The sequence below is a fragment of the Paenibacillus periandrae genome, from assembly GCF_022458865.1.
GTDB lineage: Bacteria > Bacillota > Bacilli > Paenibacillales > NBRC-103111 > Paenibacillus_S > Paenibacillus_S periandrae.
The window spans coordinates 220,743-240,429 of record NZ_JAJNMU010000005.1; the positions used below are offsets into that span (position 1 = coordinate 220,743).

The 19,687-nt window shown below is 49.7% G+C and carries 16 protein-coding genes; 7 read left to right on the forward strand and 9 right to left on the reverse strand.

Annotated elements, in window-relative coordinates:
* Positions 1-88 precede the first annotated feature (88 nt).
* Positions 89-1,300, reverse strand: a complete 1,212-nt coding sequence (locus LRL21_RS10005; RefSeq protein WP_240415635.1) for a sn-glycerol-1-phosphate dehydrogenase — start codon at positions 1,298-1,300, stop codon at positions 89-91.
* A gap of 411 nt (positions 1,301-1,711) precedes the next feature.
* Between LRL21_RS10005 and LRL21_RS10010 the strand changes: the two genes are divergently transcribed.
* The 6 genes from LRL21_RS10010 (at position 1,712) to LRL21_RS10035 (ending at position 7,821) form a co-directional block, all read left to right on the forward strand.
* Entirely contained in the window at positions 1,712-2,728 is a 1,017-nt protein-coding gene (locus LRL21_RS10010; RefSeq protein ID WP_240415636.1) for an LLM class flavin-dependent oxidoreductase, read from the forward strand.
* Positions 2,729-2,778: 50 nt separating this feature from the next.
* The gene (locus LRL21_RS10015; RefSeq protein WP_240415637.1) at positions 2,779-3,801 is read left to right on the forward strand and encodes a helix-turn-helix transcriptional regulator; all 1,023 of its coding nucleotides are present in this window, start codon (positions 2,779-2,781) and stop codon (positions 3,799-3,801) included.
* Between the two features lie 93 nt (positions 3,802-3,894).
* Positions 3,895-4,887: an ABC transporter substrate-binding protein gene (locus tag LRL21_RS10020; RefSeq protein WP_240415638.1), complete on the forward strand. Its 993-nt coding sequence runs from the start codon at positions 3,895-3,897 to the stop codon at positions 4,885-4,887.
* Between the two features lie 3 nt (positions 4,888-4,890).
* Complete coding sequence (locus tag LRL21_RS10025) at positions 4,891-5,910, forward strand: FecCD family ABC transporter permease (protein WP_240415639.1); 1,020 nt, start codon at positions 4,891-4,893, stop codon at positions 5,908-5,910.
* Positions 5,910-6,890: a FecCD family ABC transporter permease gene (locus LRL21_RS10030; protein WP_240415640.1), complete on the forward strand. Its 981-nt coding sequence runs from the start codon at positions 5,910-5,912 to the stop codon at positions 6,888-6,890. The genes LRL21_RS10025 and LRL21_RS10030 overlap by 1 nt, the downstream gene beginning before the upstream one ends.
* A gap of 205 nt (positions 6,891-7,095) precedes the next feature.
* Positions 7,096-7,821 carry a DsbA family oxidoreductase gene (locus LRL21_RS10035; RefSeq protein WP_240415641.1) on the forward strand — a complete coding sequence of 242 codons (726 nt, stop codon included), beginning with the start codon at positions 7,096-7,098 and terminating at the stop codon, positions 7,819-7,821.
* Between the two features lie 247 nt (positions 7,822-8,068).
* On the opposite strand, the gene LRL21_RS10040 is transcribed toward LRL21_RS10035, so the two are convergent.
* A complete protein-coding gene (locus LRL21_RS10040; protein ID WP_240415642.1) occupies positions 8,069-8,395 on the reverse strand; it encodes an MGMT family protein in 327 nt (108 codons plus the stop codon).
* A 177-nt stretch (positions 8,396-8,572) separates the two neighbouring features.
* Here LRL21_RS10040 and LRL21_RS10045 point away from each other — a divergent pair, with 177 nt between their 5' ends.
* Positions 8,573-9,250, forward strand: coding sequence for a class I SAM-dependent methyltransferase (locus LRL21_RS10045; protein WP_240415643.1), 678 nt, complete (start codon positions 8,573-8,575; stop codon positions 9,248-9,250).
* Positions 9,251-9,352: 102 nt separating this feature from the next.
* On the opposite strand, the gene LRL21_RS10050 is transcribed toward LRL21_RS10045, so the two are convergent.
* The 7 genes from LRL21_RS10050 to LRL21_RS10080 all read right to left on the reverse strand — a co-directional run bounded on the left by LRL21_RS10050 (position 9,353) and on the right by LRL21_RS10080 (position 19,612).
* Positions 9,353-11,704 (reverse strand): glycosyl hydrolase family 95 catalytic domain-containing protein, encoded by a 2,352-nt coding sequence (locus tag LRL21_RS10050; RefSeq protein ID WP_240415644.1) that lies wholly within the window; start codon positions 11,702-11,704, stop codon positions 9,353-9,355.
* Positions 11,705-11,734: 30 nt separating this feature from the next.
* Positions 11,735-13,348, reverse strand: a complete 1,614-nt coding sequence (locus LRL21_RS10055) for an extracellular solute-binding protein (protein WP_240415645.1) — start codon at positions 13,346-13,348, stop codon at positions 11,735-11,737.
* A 166-nt stretch (positions 13,349-13,514) separates the two neighbouring features.
* Positions 13,515-14,483 carry a helix-turn-helix transcriptional regulator gene (locus LRL21_RS46210; protein WP_240415646.1) on the reverse strand — a complete coding sequence of 323 codons (969 nt, stop codon included), beginning with the start codon at positions 14,481-14,483 and terminating at the stop codon, positions 13,515-13,517.
* Positions 14,484-14,497: 14 nt separating this feature from the next.
* Positions 14,498-15,826 (reverse strand): cache domain-containing protein, encoded by a 1,329-nt coding sequence (locus LRL21_RS10065; RefSeq protein ID WP_240415647.1) that lies wholly within the window; start codon positions 15,824-15,826, stop codon positions 14,498-14,500.
* 229 nt (positions 15,827-16,055) lie between these two features.
* Positions 16,056-17,711, reverse strand: a complete 1,656-nt coding sequence (locus LRL21_RS10070; RefSeq protein WP_240415648.1) for an ABC transporter substrate-binding protein — start codon at positions 17,709-17,711, stop codon at positions 16,056-16,058.
* 17 nt (positions 17,712-17,728) lie between these two features.
* Positions 17,729-18,622 (reverse strand): carbohydrate ABC transporter permease, encoded by an 894-nt coding sequence (locus tag LRL21_RS10075; RefSeq protein WP_240415649.1) that lies wholly within the window; start codon positions 18,620-18,622, stop codon positions 17,729-17,731.
* Positions 18,623-18,637: 15 nt separating this feature from the next.
* On the reverse strand, positions 18,638-19,612 hold the full coding sequence (locus tag LRL21_RS10080; protein ID WP_240415650.1) for an ABC transporter permease: 975 nt from the start codon (positions 19,610-19,612) through the stop codon (positions 18,638-18,640).
* Positions 19,613-19,687: the final 75 nt, after the last annotated feature.

The window sequence follows — 19,687 nt, forward strand, 5'->3', positions numbered from 1 at the left end:
GAAGTCCGATTGAACTGCAATGCATGTCGAATTTTTGTTCCACGAGCAACATTTTATGACGAAAATTAGCCTGAATCCCTTGTCAGTGCTAGTAATTCAGCCTTTCGTTGTAAGCTCTTAACAGCGTAAATCGATTAAGCCTAACCTGGTGCGCCTCCCGCAGACTGCTTTCCAGCAGTTCTTCGCTTACACCCAGCTCCTGTATCGAAGTCGGTCCGCCAATTTTCTCCAAGAGTACACTCAATGTTGCAGGGTCAGGGATATTCGCGATTTCAAGGCACAGCTCTTCCCAATGCTCGGCAATCCTTGCTCCCGGCCCCCACGACTCCTTCTCAGCTGCGCTCTTCCATACCTCACTGCCCTCACTAGCGATCTGATGATACAGTCTGGATATCTGGACACAGGCCACGCCCACCTTCGCCCCATGCAGCAGCTGTCTTTTACCAAGCCGGATATACGCCATCTCCCAATAGTGAGAAAGATGATGCTCCGCACCCGAAGCTGGATGGGAATGACCGAGCAGCAGCATCGCAAGACCGGATTCGATCAGCGCTCCGGTTAGTGTGCGAATGCCCTCCTTCTGCCTGAGCGCGATCAAGTCGATCTGATTCACACATTGCAGTAGTGCCGTCCGGGTTATATCCGCAGCTGCCTGAAGGTAAGGCTCTGCGCCTACAATCGAACCGAATTTCCAGTCAAACAGGGACGTATATTTGCCCAGCATATCTGCAAACCCCGCTGCTATCATCGCTTTGGGAGCCTTAACCAAAATGTCCAGATCGGCAAATATCGCATCCGGTCCAACCGCCGCAATCGTCTGCTTATCTCCCCTAATCAGAATAGGGGCTCCCTTGGAATTAAAACCGTCTACAGAAGGAGCTGTAGGTACAGAGACAAAAGGAATCCTCGTGCTGTAGGCGGAATATCTGGCAATATCGTGAATCGTTCCTCCACCCACCGCAATCACTACATCGGCTGTATAACGCTGTATATCGATGATGTGCTGAATAAGAGCAGGCTCGTCAGCAATGACATCACCTTGAGCATTTGGCTTAATCATTGTGGTATGTACGCACAAATCAGCACTTGTTAGCATTGCCTCTAATTGAGCCCCCGCCACCTGATAAGTAATGGAATCCGCCACAATACTGACTTGTCGATAAGACTTGCCGACCAAATAAGAAGCCACTTCCTGGATCGCACCCGATTCAATTTGGATCAGATCCAGATCTATGGCTTGTCTTGCACTTGCCTCACAGCCTGCTGCCGCTTTCTTGATTTTCGCTAATAGATCTACCATAATTCACTTCACTACCTCATCCTGTTTCTTTTCTTTGCATTGGATTGTATATACCGAAATCACACATATGCATATGCACATGCAAATCCAATCAAATCGCGCATAATATTGCTCATTATGTTCATTTGTGCTCAAATTGATTATAAGAGTCGTTTATTAGGGGAGTGTCAACGGGATATGAATAATATGTAAAGCCTTGGAGGGGAATTACTGTTCAACATACAGGATGGGACCTTGAATTTCTGCAATAAATCAGGCTTCGTGTCCCTTGTTTGAGGGTGCTCTGTTTTATTCGATGCATTTTTTATATAATACATAGAGATACTGCGTTTAGTAGTAGCCTGTGACAAGGTGTTCGGATTGTCGCAGCAGCTTTTTATATCGAGGTAACAGACAGGGGGCAACTATACGATGCTTACTAGAGATATTCCGATTTCCGTGCTGGATCTGGCCCCTATTGTTGTGGGCGGCACAGCCGCAGATTCCTTTAGAAACACCCTGGATCTCGCGCGTCATGCCGAGCAGTGGGGTTATCATCGCTACTGGCTCGCTGAGCATCACAATATGCCGGGGATTGCCAGCTCTGCAACTTCGCTTGTTATTGGTTATGTTGCTTCAGGCACCCAAAAGATACGCGTCGGGTCGGGCGGCATCATGCTGCCTAATCATGCTCCATTAGTCATTGCCGAGCAGTTCGGCACGCTGGAATCCATGTATCCCGGTCGCATTGATCTTGGACTCGGCAGAGCGCCAGGCTCGGACCAGCCCGCTGCACGAGCGCTGCGTCGCGGCCTGGGCAGTGACGGCAATGATTTCCCCGAGCTGCTTAGCGAGCTTCGTGCTTATCTGGACAATACGCCGGAGGCCCGGCCCGTTGGGGTAAGGGCCATTCCAGGTGAGGGACTTAGCATCCCGATCTGGCTGTTAGGCTCAAGCGGCTTCAGTGCGCAGCTCGCCGGACATCTGGGTCTGCCCTTTGCCTTTGCAAGCCATTTTGCTCCCGATTATTTGCTGCCCGCATTGGATCTATATCGCAGCAGCTTCCGTCCTTCGGAGTCGCTGGACAAGCCTTATGCGATGATCGGCCTGAACATTATTGCTGCCGATACCGACGAAGAAGCCCGCAAGCTGGCAACCTCTCAGGAGCAGCAATTCCTTAACCTCATTCGTGGTCGTACCGGCCCGCTTAATCCGCCTGTTGACAGCATGGATGCACTGTGGAATCCTCAGGAAGAAGCCCATATCCGCAAGCAGCTGAGCTATACGATTACGGGCAATAAAGCAACGGTTCACAAGAAGCTCCAGCAGGTCCTGCAGGATACAGGAGCCGACGAAATCATTGTAAGTGCGCAAATCTATGAGCATGAGGCCCGTTTGCGTTCTTATCAATATTTGGCAGAGCTCGTGAAAGCCGGAGATCACGCTTAACAGGTGCTCCGTTGCTCTCCCGCGTCGGTCCCCCCCTCATCCTCCATCCTATGCAGCAAGCATATAAGGAAGAGAGGTCCATCGAGGTGGCAGCGTTGTCCACAGCTTCGCTGCCTTTTTCTTCGGGCAAAGCATCACGGAATCCGTCACTCAGCCAGTTGTCCGGATTTTCCACCATTCCTACTGAAGCCACCAAATGCTTATATTTTGCTTATCCATCAACATGCAAAGAAGGCCAGGCCGCCATGTACTTCCAACAGCTCGTACAGCTCATTCCCACGCTCGACGCGATCACTCCAAGTCACAGCTCCCAAACCGTTATCACCCCTGGTCAAAGCCACCAGTTAATCATTGTCCAACGCGGGCATCTTCTCATCTCTGCCAAAGATCAGGAGCCTGTCGTTTGTACTCAAGGCTTTGCATGTCATCCAGACCATAGTCCTTACTACATTCAGGTTCCCAAAACCAAAGAAGCCGAATACGTAGTTATCACCTACCACGTGCAGCCGGAGACTAGCACCTGGACTCTCTATGGGCCGCTCCATACGATGAGTGAAATTAAAATCCACTATATGATTGAAGAATTGCTGCGCACCATGCATGAGATCGATACGCATTCCCCAGACGAAGAGGCAGCGCAGCAGTTTCGAAAACGGTTGATGCTGGAGCGAATCCTGTTCATTTATTTGTACGAATCGCGGATGCGAGAGGAATTCAAGTCTTCTGTGAATTCAATTGAGGAGACCATTTCTTATATCAATGAACATTACATGTTAAAGCTGACACTGCCTATGCTGTCGCGTCGCGCTGGTATGAGTGAAGGCCATTACACCGTGCTGTTCAAAAAACATACCGGTGAAACCTTAATGACGTATATCAACAATCTGCGTATTGAAAAAGCCAAGCTCCTATTCCAGCAAACCGAACTGCTAGCCAAAGAAATTGCACAAAAAGTAGGTTACGTCGATTATTTTCATTTTAGCAGGGTATTCAAAAAGATAACCGGAGCTTCCCCCTCCCTCTTTCAGCAAAACCATGCTCCCACAAATACGAATCGAACATCTAAAGATTAGACATGCCCGATCTAATGATTAGATATGTTACTTTCAAAAAGAATCGGCTATAATCCAAATGATAATAATAATCATTTTCAGGGGGATATACAGATGAATCTTTGGATGAAACGCCCACTCAGTATTGCACTGGTGAGCTTATTTACAGCATTAAGCCTTGCCGCTTGCGGAACTTCCACTACGACTCCATCCGGGACAGCTCCACAATCCAGCTCGACACCGGCAGCATCTACAACAACACCAGCAGCAGCAGGTACAGATGGTAAGATCACCGTTCAGGATGCACAAGGTACCGTCGAGCTTGCCAAAAAACCTGTAAAAATCGTCACAATGGATTTCAGCTTCACGGATGCACTGGTTACTTTAGGGACCTTACCCATTGGGGTTGCTGACGATTCCAGCCCAGACCTGTTCATGGATAGCGTCAAAAGCCAATTGAAAAACTATACATCGGTCGGTTCCCGCTACGAGCCGAATATCGAATTGATCAGCTCGCTGCAGCCAGACCTGATTATCGCAGATCTGAATAAGCACAAAAACGCAATTCCTCAATTAAAGGCGATCGCTCCTTTGCTCGTTCTGGACGATTCGCAGGCAGACTATAATCAAATGCTCAAAAACTATGCAATCATCGCAAAAGCGCTTGGTAAGGAAGAAGAAGGCAAGAAACGCCTTGCTGAGCACCAAACGAAAATCGACGCTGTGAAAAAGAAGCTGACCAACACCAATCTGCGTGTACTGCCAGCCGTTACGAATTCCAAGGGCTTCTATGCGCATTCGGACCACTCCTTTGGCGGCTCCTTCCTGATGCTGCTTGGATTTACAGATCCGGTGAAAAACACAGCAGCTAATCCGCAGCTTACCCTAGAGCAGCTTGTTGAAGCCAATCCGCAAGCCATGTTCCTACTGCCGTCTGAGAAAGAAACGATCGTTAATCAATGGGAAACCAACCCGCTGTGGAAGCAAATCGATGCCGTTGCCAACAAGAAAGTATTTACAGTAGAAAGACGTGACTGGTCACTATCACGCGGATTGCTTGGGTCCGAGAAAATCGCCGAGGATATCCTCAAAAACCTGGGAGCCTAGCCGATGATAAACAAGGTCCAATTGGAAAAGCAGAACCGAACCAGGTCTCTGCTCTTTCTTTTTTCTGTTTCCTTTCTGTTACTGGTCATTGGATTTCTGTGCAGTGTCAAATGGGGCCAGGCGCAAATATCATGGCGTGTCTTGTATGAAGCCTTAACGTATCAAGGACATGATAAAAATCATCTCTATATCCAGACGCTGCGTCTGCCGCGCACTTTAACAGCAGGCATAGTAGGCATTCAACTGGCACTCGCCGGATTACTGACCCAGCTCACAACCAAAAACCCGCTGGCCTCTCCCCACGTATTCGGCATCAATGCCGGGGCAGCCATTGCCGTTGTGTTTGGTTTGGTGGTGATCAAGAATGTTTCGCTTACAGGCTCTGTCTACCTTGGTTTTATTGGGGCCGCACTTGGAGCACTCCTCGTCTGGACACTTGCGGGAACTGGCTCGAAGCAATATGTCCGTTTGGCTCTGGCAGGGATTACGATCCATTTTCTGCTCTCTTCACTGACGGAGGGGCTCATTATATTGAATCAGCAAACTACCGACAGCATGATGTTTTGGCTCGTCGGCTCTGTCAGTCAAGCTGCTTGGAAGGAGATCGGTACGATCCTTCCGTTCTTTATCGGCGGATTGCTCGCCTTTGGTCTGATGCTGCCTTCCTTCCGCCTCCTGCTGCTGGACGATGAAGTAGCGGCGGGACTCGGACAGCGGGTATTGGTCATTCGTGCTATCAGCGTGCTGCTTGTTATTGTACTGGCCGGCTCTGCAGTTGCAATATGCGGACCGATCGGTTTCATTTGCCTGATTGTCCCTCATATCGCGCGAGCCTTGGTTGGGAATCAGCTTCTTGTGCTGGCACCGCTCACAGCATTGCTTGGAGGAACACTGCTTGTATATGCCGACTTTTTCAGCAGGTTTATCGCGTTTCCTTATGACTCTCCCGTTGGCATTGTGACAGCAGCAATTGGCGCTCCCTTCTTCATTTATTTGGCCCGTAAAAAGGGAGGTGCCCGCTAATGAAAAAATCTGCTGCTCTGATTGTGGCGTTTGTGCTGATGCTGGTGCTAGCGGTAGTCTCACTCCGTCTGGGAGCTGTGCCCGTTTCCTTTCAGGACGTTTGGTCCAGCATTTTGCATGAAAATAATAAATACTTTTTTATCATTTACGAGGTGCGCCTGCCGCGTGTTCTTGTCGCCATTCTGGCGGGCTTTGGCTTGGCTGTCGGCGGTGTCATCCTGCAAAGCGTTGTGCGTAATCCGCTTGCTAGCCCCGACGTGATCGGCATTACCAAAGGTGCCGGACTGGCTGCTTCCGCTGTTATTTTTCTGTTTCCCAAAGCGCCGAGCTATTTTCTCCCGATAGCTGCTTTTATCGGCGCCTTTGCCGCCTTTGGCATTTTACTGCTGCTCAGCAAACGCTTGACCATGACGCCGGCCTCGCTTGCGCTGATCGGTATTGCGATTGGAGCTGTCTTTCAGGCGGGCACGCAATACTTAATTGTGATGCATCCGACCGACATTAATATGGCACTGCTCTGGTTGGCGGGAAGCTTGTGGAGCAAGCGGTGGGATGCCGTCTACTCGCTGCTGCCCTGGATCGCGGTGCTGCTGCCTGTGGTATGGCTCCATTATTCCAAGCTGAATGTGTTTCAGCTTGGCGATGAAACGACAACCTCGCTCGGCCTGAGCATTGTACGGCAGCGCTTTTGGCTGCTGCTGCTCGCTGTAGCCCTCGCCGGCATATCGGTATCGGCAGTTGGCGCTATCGGCTTTATCGGCCTGATCGCACCGCACATCGCCCGCAGTATTGTTGGCGCCCGGCACCAATGGCTGATTCCGCTCGCTGCGCTGATCGGGGCCGACCTGATGCTGCTTGGCGATTGCCTGGGACGCATCCTGATCATCCCGCGGGAGATTCCGGTCGGCATTATGACCGCTGTCATCGGAGCACCATATTTTGTATATTTACTCAGAAAAGCACGCAGCAAGCCTGCTTGAACGAATGTAATTCGAGCCTTCTGATATTCACAGCATCCAGCTAATCCAGAGCAGTGGCCGCTTCATCGATTCTGTTTTGCCCAGCTAGACCACTTGCTCTAGCAGCGCTGGATTTATGCTTCGCCATCAAGTACACTTCTATAGTAAGCATGAATCGATGGAATCGCGAGCTTCCATCAAATCCCAACTTACCCGGAGGTTAACTATGAACATTGAAATATGGTCCGATTTTATGTGCCCCTTTTGCTATATTGGTAAACGTCGTTTTGAGGCAGCCCTTGAACAGTTCCCGAACAAAAATCACGTCGAGGTGATTTACCGCAGCTTTGAGCTGGATGCCAATTCGGAACGCGATGTGCCTCATGGCGTAGATGAAATGCTGGCTTCCAAGTATGGAATGAGCCTGGAGAAAGCCAAGGAAATGAATGCCGGTGTGGCCGCTCAGGCACAATCCGTTGGACTGACCTTTAAATTTGACACGATGATCTTGACAAATACGTTTGATGCGCATCGTTTGGCGCATTTCGCTGCCCAGCATGGTCTTATGCGCGAAATGACCGAGCGCCTGCTGCATGCGTATTTCACTGAGTCCAAGCATATTGGTGATTATCAGACCTTAGCCGCGTTAGCCGCAGAGGTCGGACTTGACAAGGAGGAGGCTCTGCAGATGCTTGCTGGCCAGGCATTCACAGCTGAAGTCCGTAATGATGAGGAGGAAGCAGGCAAATTAGGTGTGCGCGGGGTTCCTTTTTTCGTGATCAACCGTAAATATGCGATTTCAGGCGCACAATCGAGCGAAGTGTTCTTAGGTGCATTGCAGAGGGCATGGGAAGAGGAGCAGCCGCTGACCCTACTTCATACTCCCGACAGCACAGCAGAGGGTGAGGCGTGTGTCGACGGGGTTTGCGCTCCTTCACAGCAGAAGCCTTAACCTATCCTCTGATTCGAATGCTGAGCTCGTTCCTCACCGGACCTCTAGCGGTGATTCATTAAGTTGATAACGTCATAAAAAAGTCTTCAATCAGTCCTGCCTGAACTGTGACCTGTAAGATGGACACCTTGAAAAAGGCGCTCTATTACTACGGGACATAAGCTTAGTCAGCCACTGATTAAGAAGACTTTTTTGTTTGAATAAATGAGACGGATCAAGAATATTCAGAAGTCACTGCAAGTGGACCTCATTCCGGCAATCCTTCCGGGTCCGGCATGTAACGGTACTGCTCCAGATCAATGCGTCCTTCGTCGCTCACAGCTACACCTTCACTATTCAAATGGAACGTCTGCATAAAGCGCGACTCCTCATTATTAAAAGCGATTTCTCCCTTTGCATTCACAACACGATACCAGGGAAGCTGATGGACCCGACTTTGCGAATGCAGGATGCGTACAACCTGCCTTGCCCCTCTCGGACTGCCTGCAAGCTCGGCAATTTGCCCATAGGTCATCACATACCCTTCTGGGATACTTTTAATAATTGCGATAACGTTCAACGTGAACGGCTTCATACGGTTCCCCTCCCTGTCTTCGATAGTAAAAGCACTTACCGAGTGTTATTGTGCTTTTCTTATTTAAGCCTTTGACAACATATAGGATTCCCCTATAGTCACCATTCATTTTATATATTTCCTCAATTATACATCTCTCGCTACAATGAAGGAAACCCATACCAAGGAGGTTTTCATATGAACCCATCAGTCAAAACATTGTTCGATGCCGTCGCTAATGAATATGACCAGCAGCGGAGACAGCTGATTCCCTGTTTTGATGAGTTTTATGGGATGGCACTATCTCTAACGGAAAGTCATAAACAGACCCCGCGTATACTCGATCTGGGTGCGGGAACGGGACTATTTTCCCGAATGGTATTGCAAAAGCACCCCAGCGCGCACCTTACTCTGATGGACCTCAGCGATCAAATGCTGGAGGGAGCACGCCGTCGCTTCCGCGAGGAGGATCACGTGCAATACATCGTCGGTGACTATTCCAGCTACGAATTTCCTGAATCGTATGATATTATCGTCTCTTCCCTGTCGATCCACCACCTGACCCATCCTGCCAAGAGACAGCTGTTCGCAACCGTTTATCAGCTGCTGAATCCAGGCGGTATTTTTGTCAATGCTGATCAGGTTCAGGGCAACACCCCAGCGATCGATCAATACCACAAGCAGCGCTGGTTAGCCCATATTAATAACAGTGGCCTTTCCCAAGAGTCTATCGACGCCTCGGTGGAACGAAGAAAGCTCGACATCAACGCCAAGCTCGGCGAGCAAATAAAGTGGCTGGAGCAAGCTGGTTTCACTGACGTGGATTGCATATATAAATATCTCGATTTTGCTGTTTTTTTCGGCAAAAAGAGCTAAGCTCGGCTGCTCAGGGGGAAGGCTTGACCTGATTTCCCGCTGCACAGTCCTTCCCTGATGCTGCCTTATGAGTCTGCCGCGCTTTATATCCGTGAAGCTATCTTATCTTGCTGCATGTACACGCCAAGGCTTATGTCCACCGAAATAGCGGATGGGCTGCTGCTTTATTTGAGCGGCAGCATGGATAACCAGATCAGGGACAGTATCCCCCTGGTACAGAACGACTTCATCACCCTTCACCAAGGACAATTCCACCACTCCGCGTTCGTCAGGCTGCAGCTCCACCACGCCAGCAGCATGAGATTCTGACCCACTCCGCGCAGGCGCGGGCCCGATGGCCATCATTTTAACGGCGCCGCTCCAGCCTGTCTTGACCTTGCAGGGCTCGCCCGCCAAGCTTTTCACGCGGATAAACCGTGTGCTCCCATCCTCACGCTGCGCGCTGACCAGAAAAGCACCTTCCGTGCGCAGATCATGGAAAGCCGCTTCTCGCCATGCAGTCGGCACAGCCGGAAATATGCGAATCGTGTCTCCCCAGCTTTGCAGCAGCATATCCTGAAGCGACTCCGCTCCAGCTAGCGGCGTTTCCATAACAGGCCCAGCTTCCTTGTACATCGTATTCGGCTTGATGATATGCAGCAGCGTCTGCAAATAGCCAAGCGCTTCGTCACCACGTCCAAGCGTGGCGGCAATCGAAGCTGCTCCCGTAAAGCTGAAGCCGCGCAGATCACCTTCTTTTCCAATCCAGTGCGCAAGCGACCTGGCGATTAGCGCTCTATCCTCAGAGCTGTCGCTGCCGATCAAGTGAAGCGGGAACACCGCAAGCAGATGGCTAAAATGACGATGACCATACGCAAGCGGCGTATCGCGCCCAACCATGAGCCCGGTTCCATCCATCGGGAATGGCGTGAGCCGTTCCAGCACGTCCACCCATTGATCGCGCAGCGGGTCCGTTACCTCCAGTCGATCACACATCCACAGCAGCGTCTCGCAGCCCCACCTCAGCAGCGCCAGATCATAATGACAGTCTCGGACTTTCGTTTTCATAAAAGAGCCGTATTCCGGGGAAATGGTTGGCGGCAGGTGCAGCTTGCCATCCTCCGCTTCCTCCAGCAGATGAAAATAAAAATTAATGCTTCTACGCAGCAATGGGAACAGCATCTCTCGCAGCAGGGTTTCATCCATCGAGTAGCGATACTGCCGCCATACGTTATGGCAAATCCAGGTCAGATTCCCGACCTCGTCACCAACCTCACTGCGCAGATCGTAGCTGCAGCTGCGCCCGAGTCCGGCCGAATCGTCTCTATAAGGCTCAGAGACATTCGCAATCAGCTGCTCCTTGCAGGCAGCCAGCGCCCGCACCAGTGATTCCCCAATATCGAGGCGGTTCGCGGTATATACAGGCGAATAGCTCAACTGCACGTTCATATTAAACCAGACGCCCGCCCAAGGTGTCGGGGCCAACCACGGCCCTTGATTGTCGATCAGCGGTCGGTCAGCTCTAGTAGCCGAAGCGAGCTTGTACATTTGAATCCAGTAAAAGCTCTCCAGTCGGGCATCGGGGATCGTGATCAGACTTCGTTGATAATAGCGGTGCCACCAATCGCGGTGTGCAGCTACCCATTCATCAAAGCTCTGAGAAACTGCATTCATCACATGCTGGACAACCTGCTCCTGTGCCTGTTCGTCGTGTCCCTTCTCAATGGATAGGTAGTAGATTCTTTGGTTCGGTGATAGTTGCACTTCATTCCACGCACTAACACAGCCTTCTGACTGCGGGACAGAAGCTCCTTGCGAGTAACGCTGGATGTTGACCTCAACGACGGCTGCTGCATGCCCCGGCACCGCTCTGCCTTCCGTCTCTATTTTGATTTTCGTATCTGATGATTCGTTTCTTTGGACAACCTGCTTCCGTTCCACTTCAATCTTCGGTATATACTGATTGAGATTGATGCCATCGGCATTTATCAATACGGGATCAACCTCAGGGTACGGATACCAGACAAAATTGGCACCGTGCTCTCCTTCGGATGTCTCGATTTCAACAGCCATAATCGTCTCTTCACTATGGGCCAATGCCCGCAGACGTACTTCACCCCGAGTGGTGGTTAGAACCGCAGATGCCTCTGCATTCCACAAATCGACTCGGATACAGGTCGGATGGTAGATCATCCCCTCCAGCTCCAAATGAAGCTCTCCTATTGGCACACGTGGACTAAAGCCTGTACTGTCGGTTCGGGTTGCCGTGATGTCGGTGCGCCCCACGACGAAGCGCAGCACCCGCCGCTTGGACGAATGCTCCTCTCCATAGATCATCGCGCCGATATTACCATTGCCAATGAATGCCCCTTCGTCCCACGAGACTGGCTTCACGACCCATTCCATATCATGATTGCCCATATAGGACTCCCAATCGAGATCAAGCTTGATACCTTCTAAAGGTTGATTATGCATAGGCTCCTCCTTTTATCCATTTATACAGACCTATCGCTTGTTATAACGTTCCCAAGCATCCTGATAAATTCTTGCTACCTTATCCACGCCCATCTCTTGAATCCGCCTCGTATAGTCATCGAATCGGTCCAGCGGCTCTACGCCTGTGATGAATTTGAGGAACATCTCCTCCTTATAGCTGGTAATCGCCGTGTTCAGCTTTGCCATTTCCTTGCTTTCTTCTATTGTAGGCGTTAGAAATAATGGCATAACATGCTTGGCGGCATCCGTTTGTTCCCAAATCCGGATCGTCCCTTCCTGCTCGGGGAACGTGTTGAAGCTCTTGCGTCCGTCTCCAAGAAAGGGACCGTTAGGCTTGGTGTACTGTGAAATCATTTGCTGGAAATTGTACTTCCCGCTCCTCGACATCTTATCGGTGTACTGCGGCACTCCATTCTTAACCTCATAGCTCTCGCCTTTAATGCCGAAGTTGAACAATTGACTTCCCTGTTCGCTGAAAGCATAGTCAAGCCACTGAACGGCTAGCTCAGGGTTTTTGGCGGTGGCTGAGACGGCCTTGCTGCCTACTGGTGCATATTGAAAATCACGCTGCCCAATGAACGCCCGCTCCCCTTTCTTCAACGTTGGATAGGGAGCACCCACCAGCTGAAATTGGGGATTCTTTTTCCTGCCCGTCTCCATCCAGCGCCCCATGCCACCACTGACCAAATAAACGGTTGCTCCCGAGCTGTCGCTGAGCATCCTGTTATCCAATGCCTTCGAATCATTATTCAATGCAAAATCCTTATCGATCAGCCCTTCTGCGTACCACGTTCTCAGTAGTGTGAGCGCTTCCTTGAACTGGGGATCGATAGGCCCGTATTTTACTTTTCCTTGGTCATCGATATAATAGCGATTGGCCGTCCGGTAAGCCCCGATAAAAGCGTCCTGAATCATCAGTTCATTACTATACATCGCAGTAAGCGGTGCCGAAGCACCCTTGTGCTCCTTAAATGCCTTCAATACGGTATACCATTCATCGATCGTCGTCGGTACTGCAAGCCCCAGCTCATCAAGCCAATCCTTGCGGACCATCGGCCCCCGGAATACAAGCCCGTTATCCGGTCGAACCATCGGAAATATATAATATTTGCCGCTGTCGGTTTTGACCATTTTGTCGAGCTCCTTATTGCTTTGAAGCAGCTTTTTTAAGTTCGGTGCCTTCTTGTCGATCCAATCATTCAATGGAATAATGACCTGATCAGCGATCGCCTTCTCTGGTCCTCCCGGATAAGCGCTATTCCAATCATACTCAATCACATCCGGCAAATGGTTGGAGGCAATCAGCAGGTTAAACTGTTCCTTCGCCTGCCCGTCAGCGGGGTGCATATATTTCACCTTAATGCCCGTGTCCTTCTCCAGCTGTTTGCCAAACGGCGTTTCCGCCATATTATTGACGATAGTAAACAGATTCGTGTTGATAGGCTCCCATGAGGTTAAAGTCCCTTGCGTTTGACCCCGATTCAGCTCCCCGGGAGCTTCCACTGTTGAATTGGCCGCATCCTGCTGTGGTGCCGTCTCCAAGCTGCAGGATGAAAGAAGGCTTATCGCTGCCAGCAAGCACACTGAAATATAGCGCGGGTTGACGTTCCTTCGTATGGGCATGGTAGTTCCCTCATTCCCCTAAGTATGCTGCATCTGTCTACCCTACAAGCTATTATGCAGGGAGCCCCCGGTTAAGGGAACCCCTCAAAATCGGAAATCGATCATTAAAATCGCAAATCCATAAACCATTCAAGCCCCTGACCCTAGTAACCCGGAACAGCAGCGGCTACTGCAGATCCTTATATTTGCCCGGCGTAATGCCCTCGAGCTTTTTAAAAATCCGGTTGAACGTATTGATGTCCGCATATCCCACTCTTCCGGCGATTTCTGTAACTGTCAGATTTTGCAGCGCGAGCAGCCTCTTGGCTTCCTCCATACGGGTTTTATTGATGTAATCCAACAGTGCCTCACCTGTATACGTCTTGAACTGTTTGGATACATAGGATGGTGTCAGGCTGAACGCCTCACCGATCATCGAGATATTCAGATTGCTGTTGCAGAAATTCGCCTGGACATATTCAATAATTTGCCCGGCAAGCGGGTTATGCATGTGTCTGTGATCATTGGCAACCGAGCTGCATACCTGCTCCAGTACCTCGACAATCTGTGCCTGCATATCTTTGATCGTTTCGCAGCCAATCAGACGTTCGATAGGATCGGCATGCTCCAGTACCTTGGACCTATCGATCGTATGAAGCTCACTCATTGTCTTCAATAATGTGCTGATCAAATCGAACATCAGACATTTGGCGAAGGAGACGGAAATCGTAATTTCCCCTACATTGCTGCGAATGATCTCTTCGATCAATTCCCGTGAACGTTCAAAATCACCGATTTTCACAAAGTTAATCAGCTGCTGCTCAACATGGAGCGGATAATAATAGCTTCCCGGTTCACCAGACGCACGAGGGATCGGCAGCTCCGCATAGCGAATAATTCCACCGCTCCCCATAACCATACGGTATTCCATCGCTTCCAGCGTTTCCTGATAGGCAGTTGGTATCGCATATAAATCATGATGAATACCGGAGAGGGACACCGTGAGATGGACGTGAAAATGGTCGAACAGGAATGATTGCACCCGCTCTGCCATTAATTTCAGCTCCAGCTCATCGGGTTGTGCAGCAAAATTAACGATGCACACCGACATATTATCCATTTCCGTCGTGAACGCCTGATGCTGCTCACCCGCCACATCCTCGGCAACATTCAGAATGATGAAATGCAGCAGCTTGATTTACGTGGATCGGCAGTCCCTTCCGCTTGAAATTTGCCGTACGTTTCAATATGGAACAGCAGAACGGCAAAATCGGTCGAAACGATTCGCAGATCATGCGCTGCGAGTGACTCATGCAGTGGAATATTATGATCCAGCCTTCCCTTAAGCAGACCTTGAAGGAAGCTCGCACGAATCACATCGCTATGCTGCATCAGCCTGCCATCGATTTTCTCCTTTTCGTCAAAGGTGTTGTTAAGCGCAGCCTGCAAATATAAATATTCGTTCGAGCCTTCATCGAAGGATACACCCGACTTGAGCGAAAAGCTGCGGATCAGCAGACTGATCGGTGTATAATTCCGTCTCAGGTAAATGTAGGCGACAAGTCCGCCAATCAGGATACACAATACGAGACTTATGACGATCAGCTTCTTCAAATACAGCATCTTGTCGTCAAACAGCTCGGCCGGAATGATCGAAACGTATTTCCAGCCCGTAATCTCCGAGGTCGTATAGGACAACGCCAGACGGTTCCCCTTGTCCTCTTCATAGAACAGGCCTTTATCGTCAACCAGTCGGTTATAGGTTAAAAAGGCAGGACTCTGTACAATTCCCTTGGATGCAATGAGGCGATTCTGCGAATCCAGAATTGCGAGGGAAGCGTTAGAAGCCGGCGTCATGCTGCCCAACAGCTTGGACTCCTTGATCACGATCAGGATTACGGCCCCAGACTGGTCTGAATTGTCCAGTGTGGCCGATTTGGCGTACACGATAGCCTTCTCGACCTGCTCACCGTCCCCATATTGCATAGGTACATATTCTTTCATATAACGCTTATCGAAAAAGGCCTTCCACTGCTCATAGCTCTTATCTTCGCTTCCGCGAACAGCTCTGTACAGCGCACGGCTGTCCATATGATCCCGGGTCGATAACACCGTATCGCTGTTCTTGTAATATACAAAGATTTGCTCTATATAATCGTTCGCCACCTTGTACACGCGCAAATCGTTGACAATATTGAACAGATCATATCGGTCACTGTCCGTTAGCGGCAGCGTCGTATTCATGAAACCGGCCACACGCTTGTTAAGGGCGATCTCTATGCTGAGCCTTTCGATACCGAGGAGACTGTTGTCGATAGCCTGCTCTGTCTGGCCCAGAATCGATTCGTTGGAGCGATTGACCTCTGCCTCCACCACATGCCAGGTTGCTGTATAAATTAGTCCGCTGATCATCACCGGGACGAGCAGAACAGATACATAGGAAACGAACCATGTGACCAACACGCTGCGTTTATTGAATGGATTACGGGTCAAGCCCATAGACACGACTCCCTTTGTCGCGCACTCTGGATGCGTTCGATTTATGCTTCTCCTTTCAGTGTACCATACCTCGAATAGTCAGCTGTAGCTATCAGCAGCGCAGCTTTTACTTTTAACCCTTAACCTGTATCTCCAGCTATTCGCATTGGTAGTAATAAAGAGCCTTTGCTGATTGCGGCACCTGGCTCTACCGCCTCTCAACAAAAGCTCTCCTGTTATGGCTCTAATCTTACTTTTTGGACTTGAACTGTGTGTAGGCCTGCTGGTAAATGTCCAGGTAGCGCTTCAGGTTCATTTTATCGAGTGTGGCTAAATAATTGCTCCATTCCTTGTCGATGTCCAGAGCGCCCGTAACCGTTTTGGCAAAAAATTCGGTCCTGTAGTCCGTTATCGTCTTCTCCAGATTGGCCAGCTCCTCAGCCTGCTCATTGGTGAAAAAGATCGGTGGCACGATTTTACTCACATCGATTTTGTAAGGAAAATAATTGTCCTTCGTTTCGTTATACAGTATGATTTCAAGCGGGTTCTTAGGATCTGCAGCAACGCTTAAACGCCATTCATTCGTTCGCAGCGACGGCCCCGACTGTGCCCAATGAATATTTTGCAGCTTGCCAAACGTCGCAATCGGCTTCCAGACCGCCTGCTTCCCGTTAAGTCCAAGCTCACCCTGAGCTGGCCGTATCCATTCCTGATCGGGGCGGCCTTGCGTGCTGCGAAGCGTCGCTTCCTCGGAGAGCAGCAGGTCAGCCAGACGATAGGCGGCAGCCGGATTTTTCGTCTTATTGGTAATAACGAATTGACCTGTGGACACGGCATAAGGGTTATACGAGGTTGAACGTACACCAGCAGGACCCTTGAGCGGTGGTATCGACACGTAGTCCTTGAACCGCGGGCTGTCAACATCGACAAATACGGTCTGATTTTGCGAAGCAATGACTCCCGCTATTGGAATTTCCGGGTTCAAGCCCATTTGCTTCAGCTGGTTCCGATCCTGTGTGAACGATTGCGGGGCAATAAGGCCCTCCGCATACAGCTTGTTCATATATTTCAAGGCTTCCTTCCACTCCGGTTGGTTATAGGCCACCTGCACCTTGCCATCCTTAACGAAGCGCAGGTTGAAGTCCTTCTCCAGAAACGACCCGGTCAAAAATAAATCGAGCGTCGAGGACGGTCCGTTCGTAGCGCCTACAAGCGCAATTTCGTCCGGCTTGCCGTTACCATTCGGATCCTTTTCCTTAAATGCCTTGAGCACCTGATAAAACTCATCGGTTGTGGTTGGCATCTTCAATCCAAGCTTATCCAGCCATGGCTTGTAGATCCACATTTTTTGACCAAGCGAACAGTGGTAGCATTCATTGACTTGAGGGACCGAATATATGTTGCCGTCTGGCATCGTCATAAGATCCTTGGCGTAGTCAACCTGCTGGAACATCTTTTTCATTTCGACGCCGTATTTATCAATGTAAGGATTCAGCGCAACAAACACGCCGTCTTTTCCGTAAATCGACTGTTGAATCGGAGACACGCTCATATTGAGCAGTACATCCGGGTAATCACCGCTGGCCAGCGATACGTTGAGCTTTTCCTGGAACGTTTTTTCCGGAGCAACCTCCCAGTCGATGTGAATGTTCGTTTTATCCTCCAGCCACTTCGTAAATTCATTGGTGGCAAAGTTTTCGACGATACTGGAGCCCTTGACCATGACTTTGAGTGTTGTCTTTTCCTTCGTGATCGGGAATACACCCGCTTCTGTCACCTGATCGCTACCGCCCACCTCCTTATTGCCAGCTGCATTGCCTTCCGGCTTATTCGGAGCTGAGCAAGCGCTTGCAAGCAGAGCCAATGAGGTTGTTACAGAAAGTAACACGGTTAATCTTTTTTTCATGTACCTATCTCCCCTTTTTAACCTTTTAGCGATCCGATCATCATCCCTTTAACAAAATGCCGTTGAATGAATGGATAAATAATTAAAACAGGCAGCGTTGAAACCACGATCAATGAAAATTTCAGCAGCTCCCGCAAGCCTTCCTTCGCCGCCTGATCGGCAAGATCGGTAATCATGGACGCATCCACCTCGTTTTGCACAAGAATGTCACGCAGCACCAGCTGTATCGGGTACAGCTCCTGATGCTTCAAATACAACAGCGCATTAAAATATTGATTCCAGTGGCCCACCGCATAAAATAAGGAAATCACCGCAATGATCGGACCGGACACCGGAATCACAATTTTACGTACAAAGGTGAGATCACTGCAGCCGTCCATTTGGGCCGCTTCAAGCAGCTCGTCAGGTATCGTAGTTTGAAAATACGTACGGGCAATAACCATATTCCATACAGCGAGAGCTCCCGGAATGATCAATGACCAGCGGGTGTCTATCATGCCGAGCCCCTTCACAACCAGATACGATGGAATCAAGCCGCCGGAAAACATCATCGTGAATACGAACAGGGCCATAATCACATTGCGCGGCATAAAATCCTTGCGGGATAGCGGATAGGCTGCGATTAACGTAATGAGCACATTGATCACTGTACCGACTACCGTATAAAATACCGAGTTCAAGAAGCTCGAACCGATCAGTCGGTGCTTGAACACTGCCTCATACCCCGCAAGTGTTGGTTCCACCGGATACAGCCAAACCTTGCCGGAAACAACCGCCGAGGATGAGCTGAAGGAAGCACTAACAATATAGACAAGCGGATATAAAATCGTAATTGTAAAAATAAACAGAATGATGTAATTGACGATCGTAAATATTCGGTCATCTGTACTCTCTCTTATCGTTCCAGTCATGTATAACGCTCCTTTCTACCAGAGACTGGTTTGTCCCGCTTTTTTGGCTATTCGGTTGACCAGCACGAGCAGAACCAGATTGATCACTGATTTAAACAATCCGATTGCAGCCGAATAGGAGTAATTAATCGCTGTAGATGCCAAGCCCACCTTGTATACGAACGTATCGATGACCTCGGAGGCGCTCGTGTTCAGCGGATTTTGCAGCAGCAGGATTTTCTCGAAGCCGACATCCAGCACATGGCCGGTGTTCATAATCAGCAAAATAACGGCTACCGGCATTATGCCTGGCAGATCGATATGCCACATCCGTTGTATTTTGTTCGCTCCATCCACGACGGATGCCTCATGCAGTGCAGGATCAACGGCCGCAAGCGCAGCCAGATAGACGATGCAGGAAAACCCGACGTTCTGCCAAATACCGGACCAGACAAAGATATGCGAAAACCACTCCGGTATGCCCATAAAGTTGATGGTCGGCAGCCCGATATATCTCATCAGCGTGTTAATGAGTCCGATACGCGGGTCCATCATCTGCAGCACGATCCCGACCATGACGACGACGGAAATAAAATGCGGCGCATACGTGATCATCTGTACGGACTTTTTAAAAAATCTGGAATTCACATAATTCAGGCTTAGCGCCAAAATGATTGGAAACGGGAACCCGGCAACCAAGCTGTAAAAGCTCAGCAGCAATGTGTTTTGCATAATCCGTACAAATTCATAGGACTCAAAAAAACGATAAAAATATTTGAGACCCACCCATTCGCTGGCCCAGATTCCTTTGGTTGGAATGTAATTTTTGAAGGCAATAATAGCCCCGTACATCGGAACATACTTGAAAATGATTAAATAAATAATCGGAAGCAGCATGAGCAGATACAATTGCCAGCGGCTGGACATGTTCTTGCGCAATCTGGTCATGAGACTGTCCTTTTTCAAGAAAGCAACTGGTCGGGTGTTGGTTCGATTGGCTGATGCTTCCATAAATCCCTCCTTCTTTCGATAACGAATGCTTTTGTTTGAGCTGGTCTTTCTTATACACAGCATACGAAATTGCGT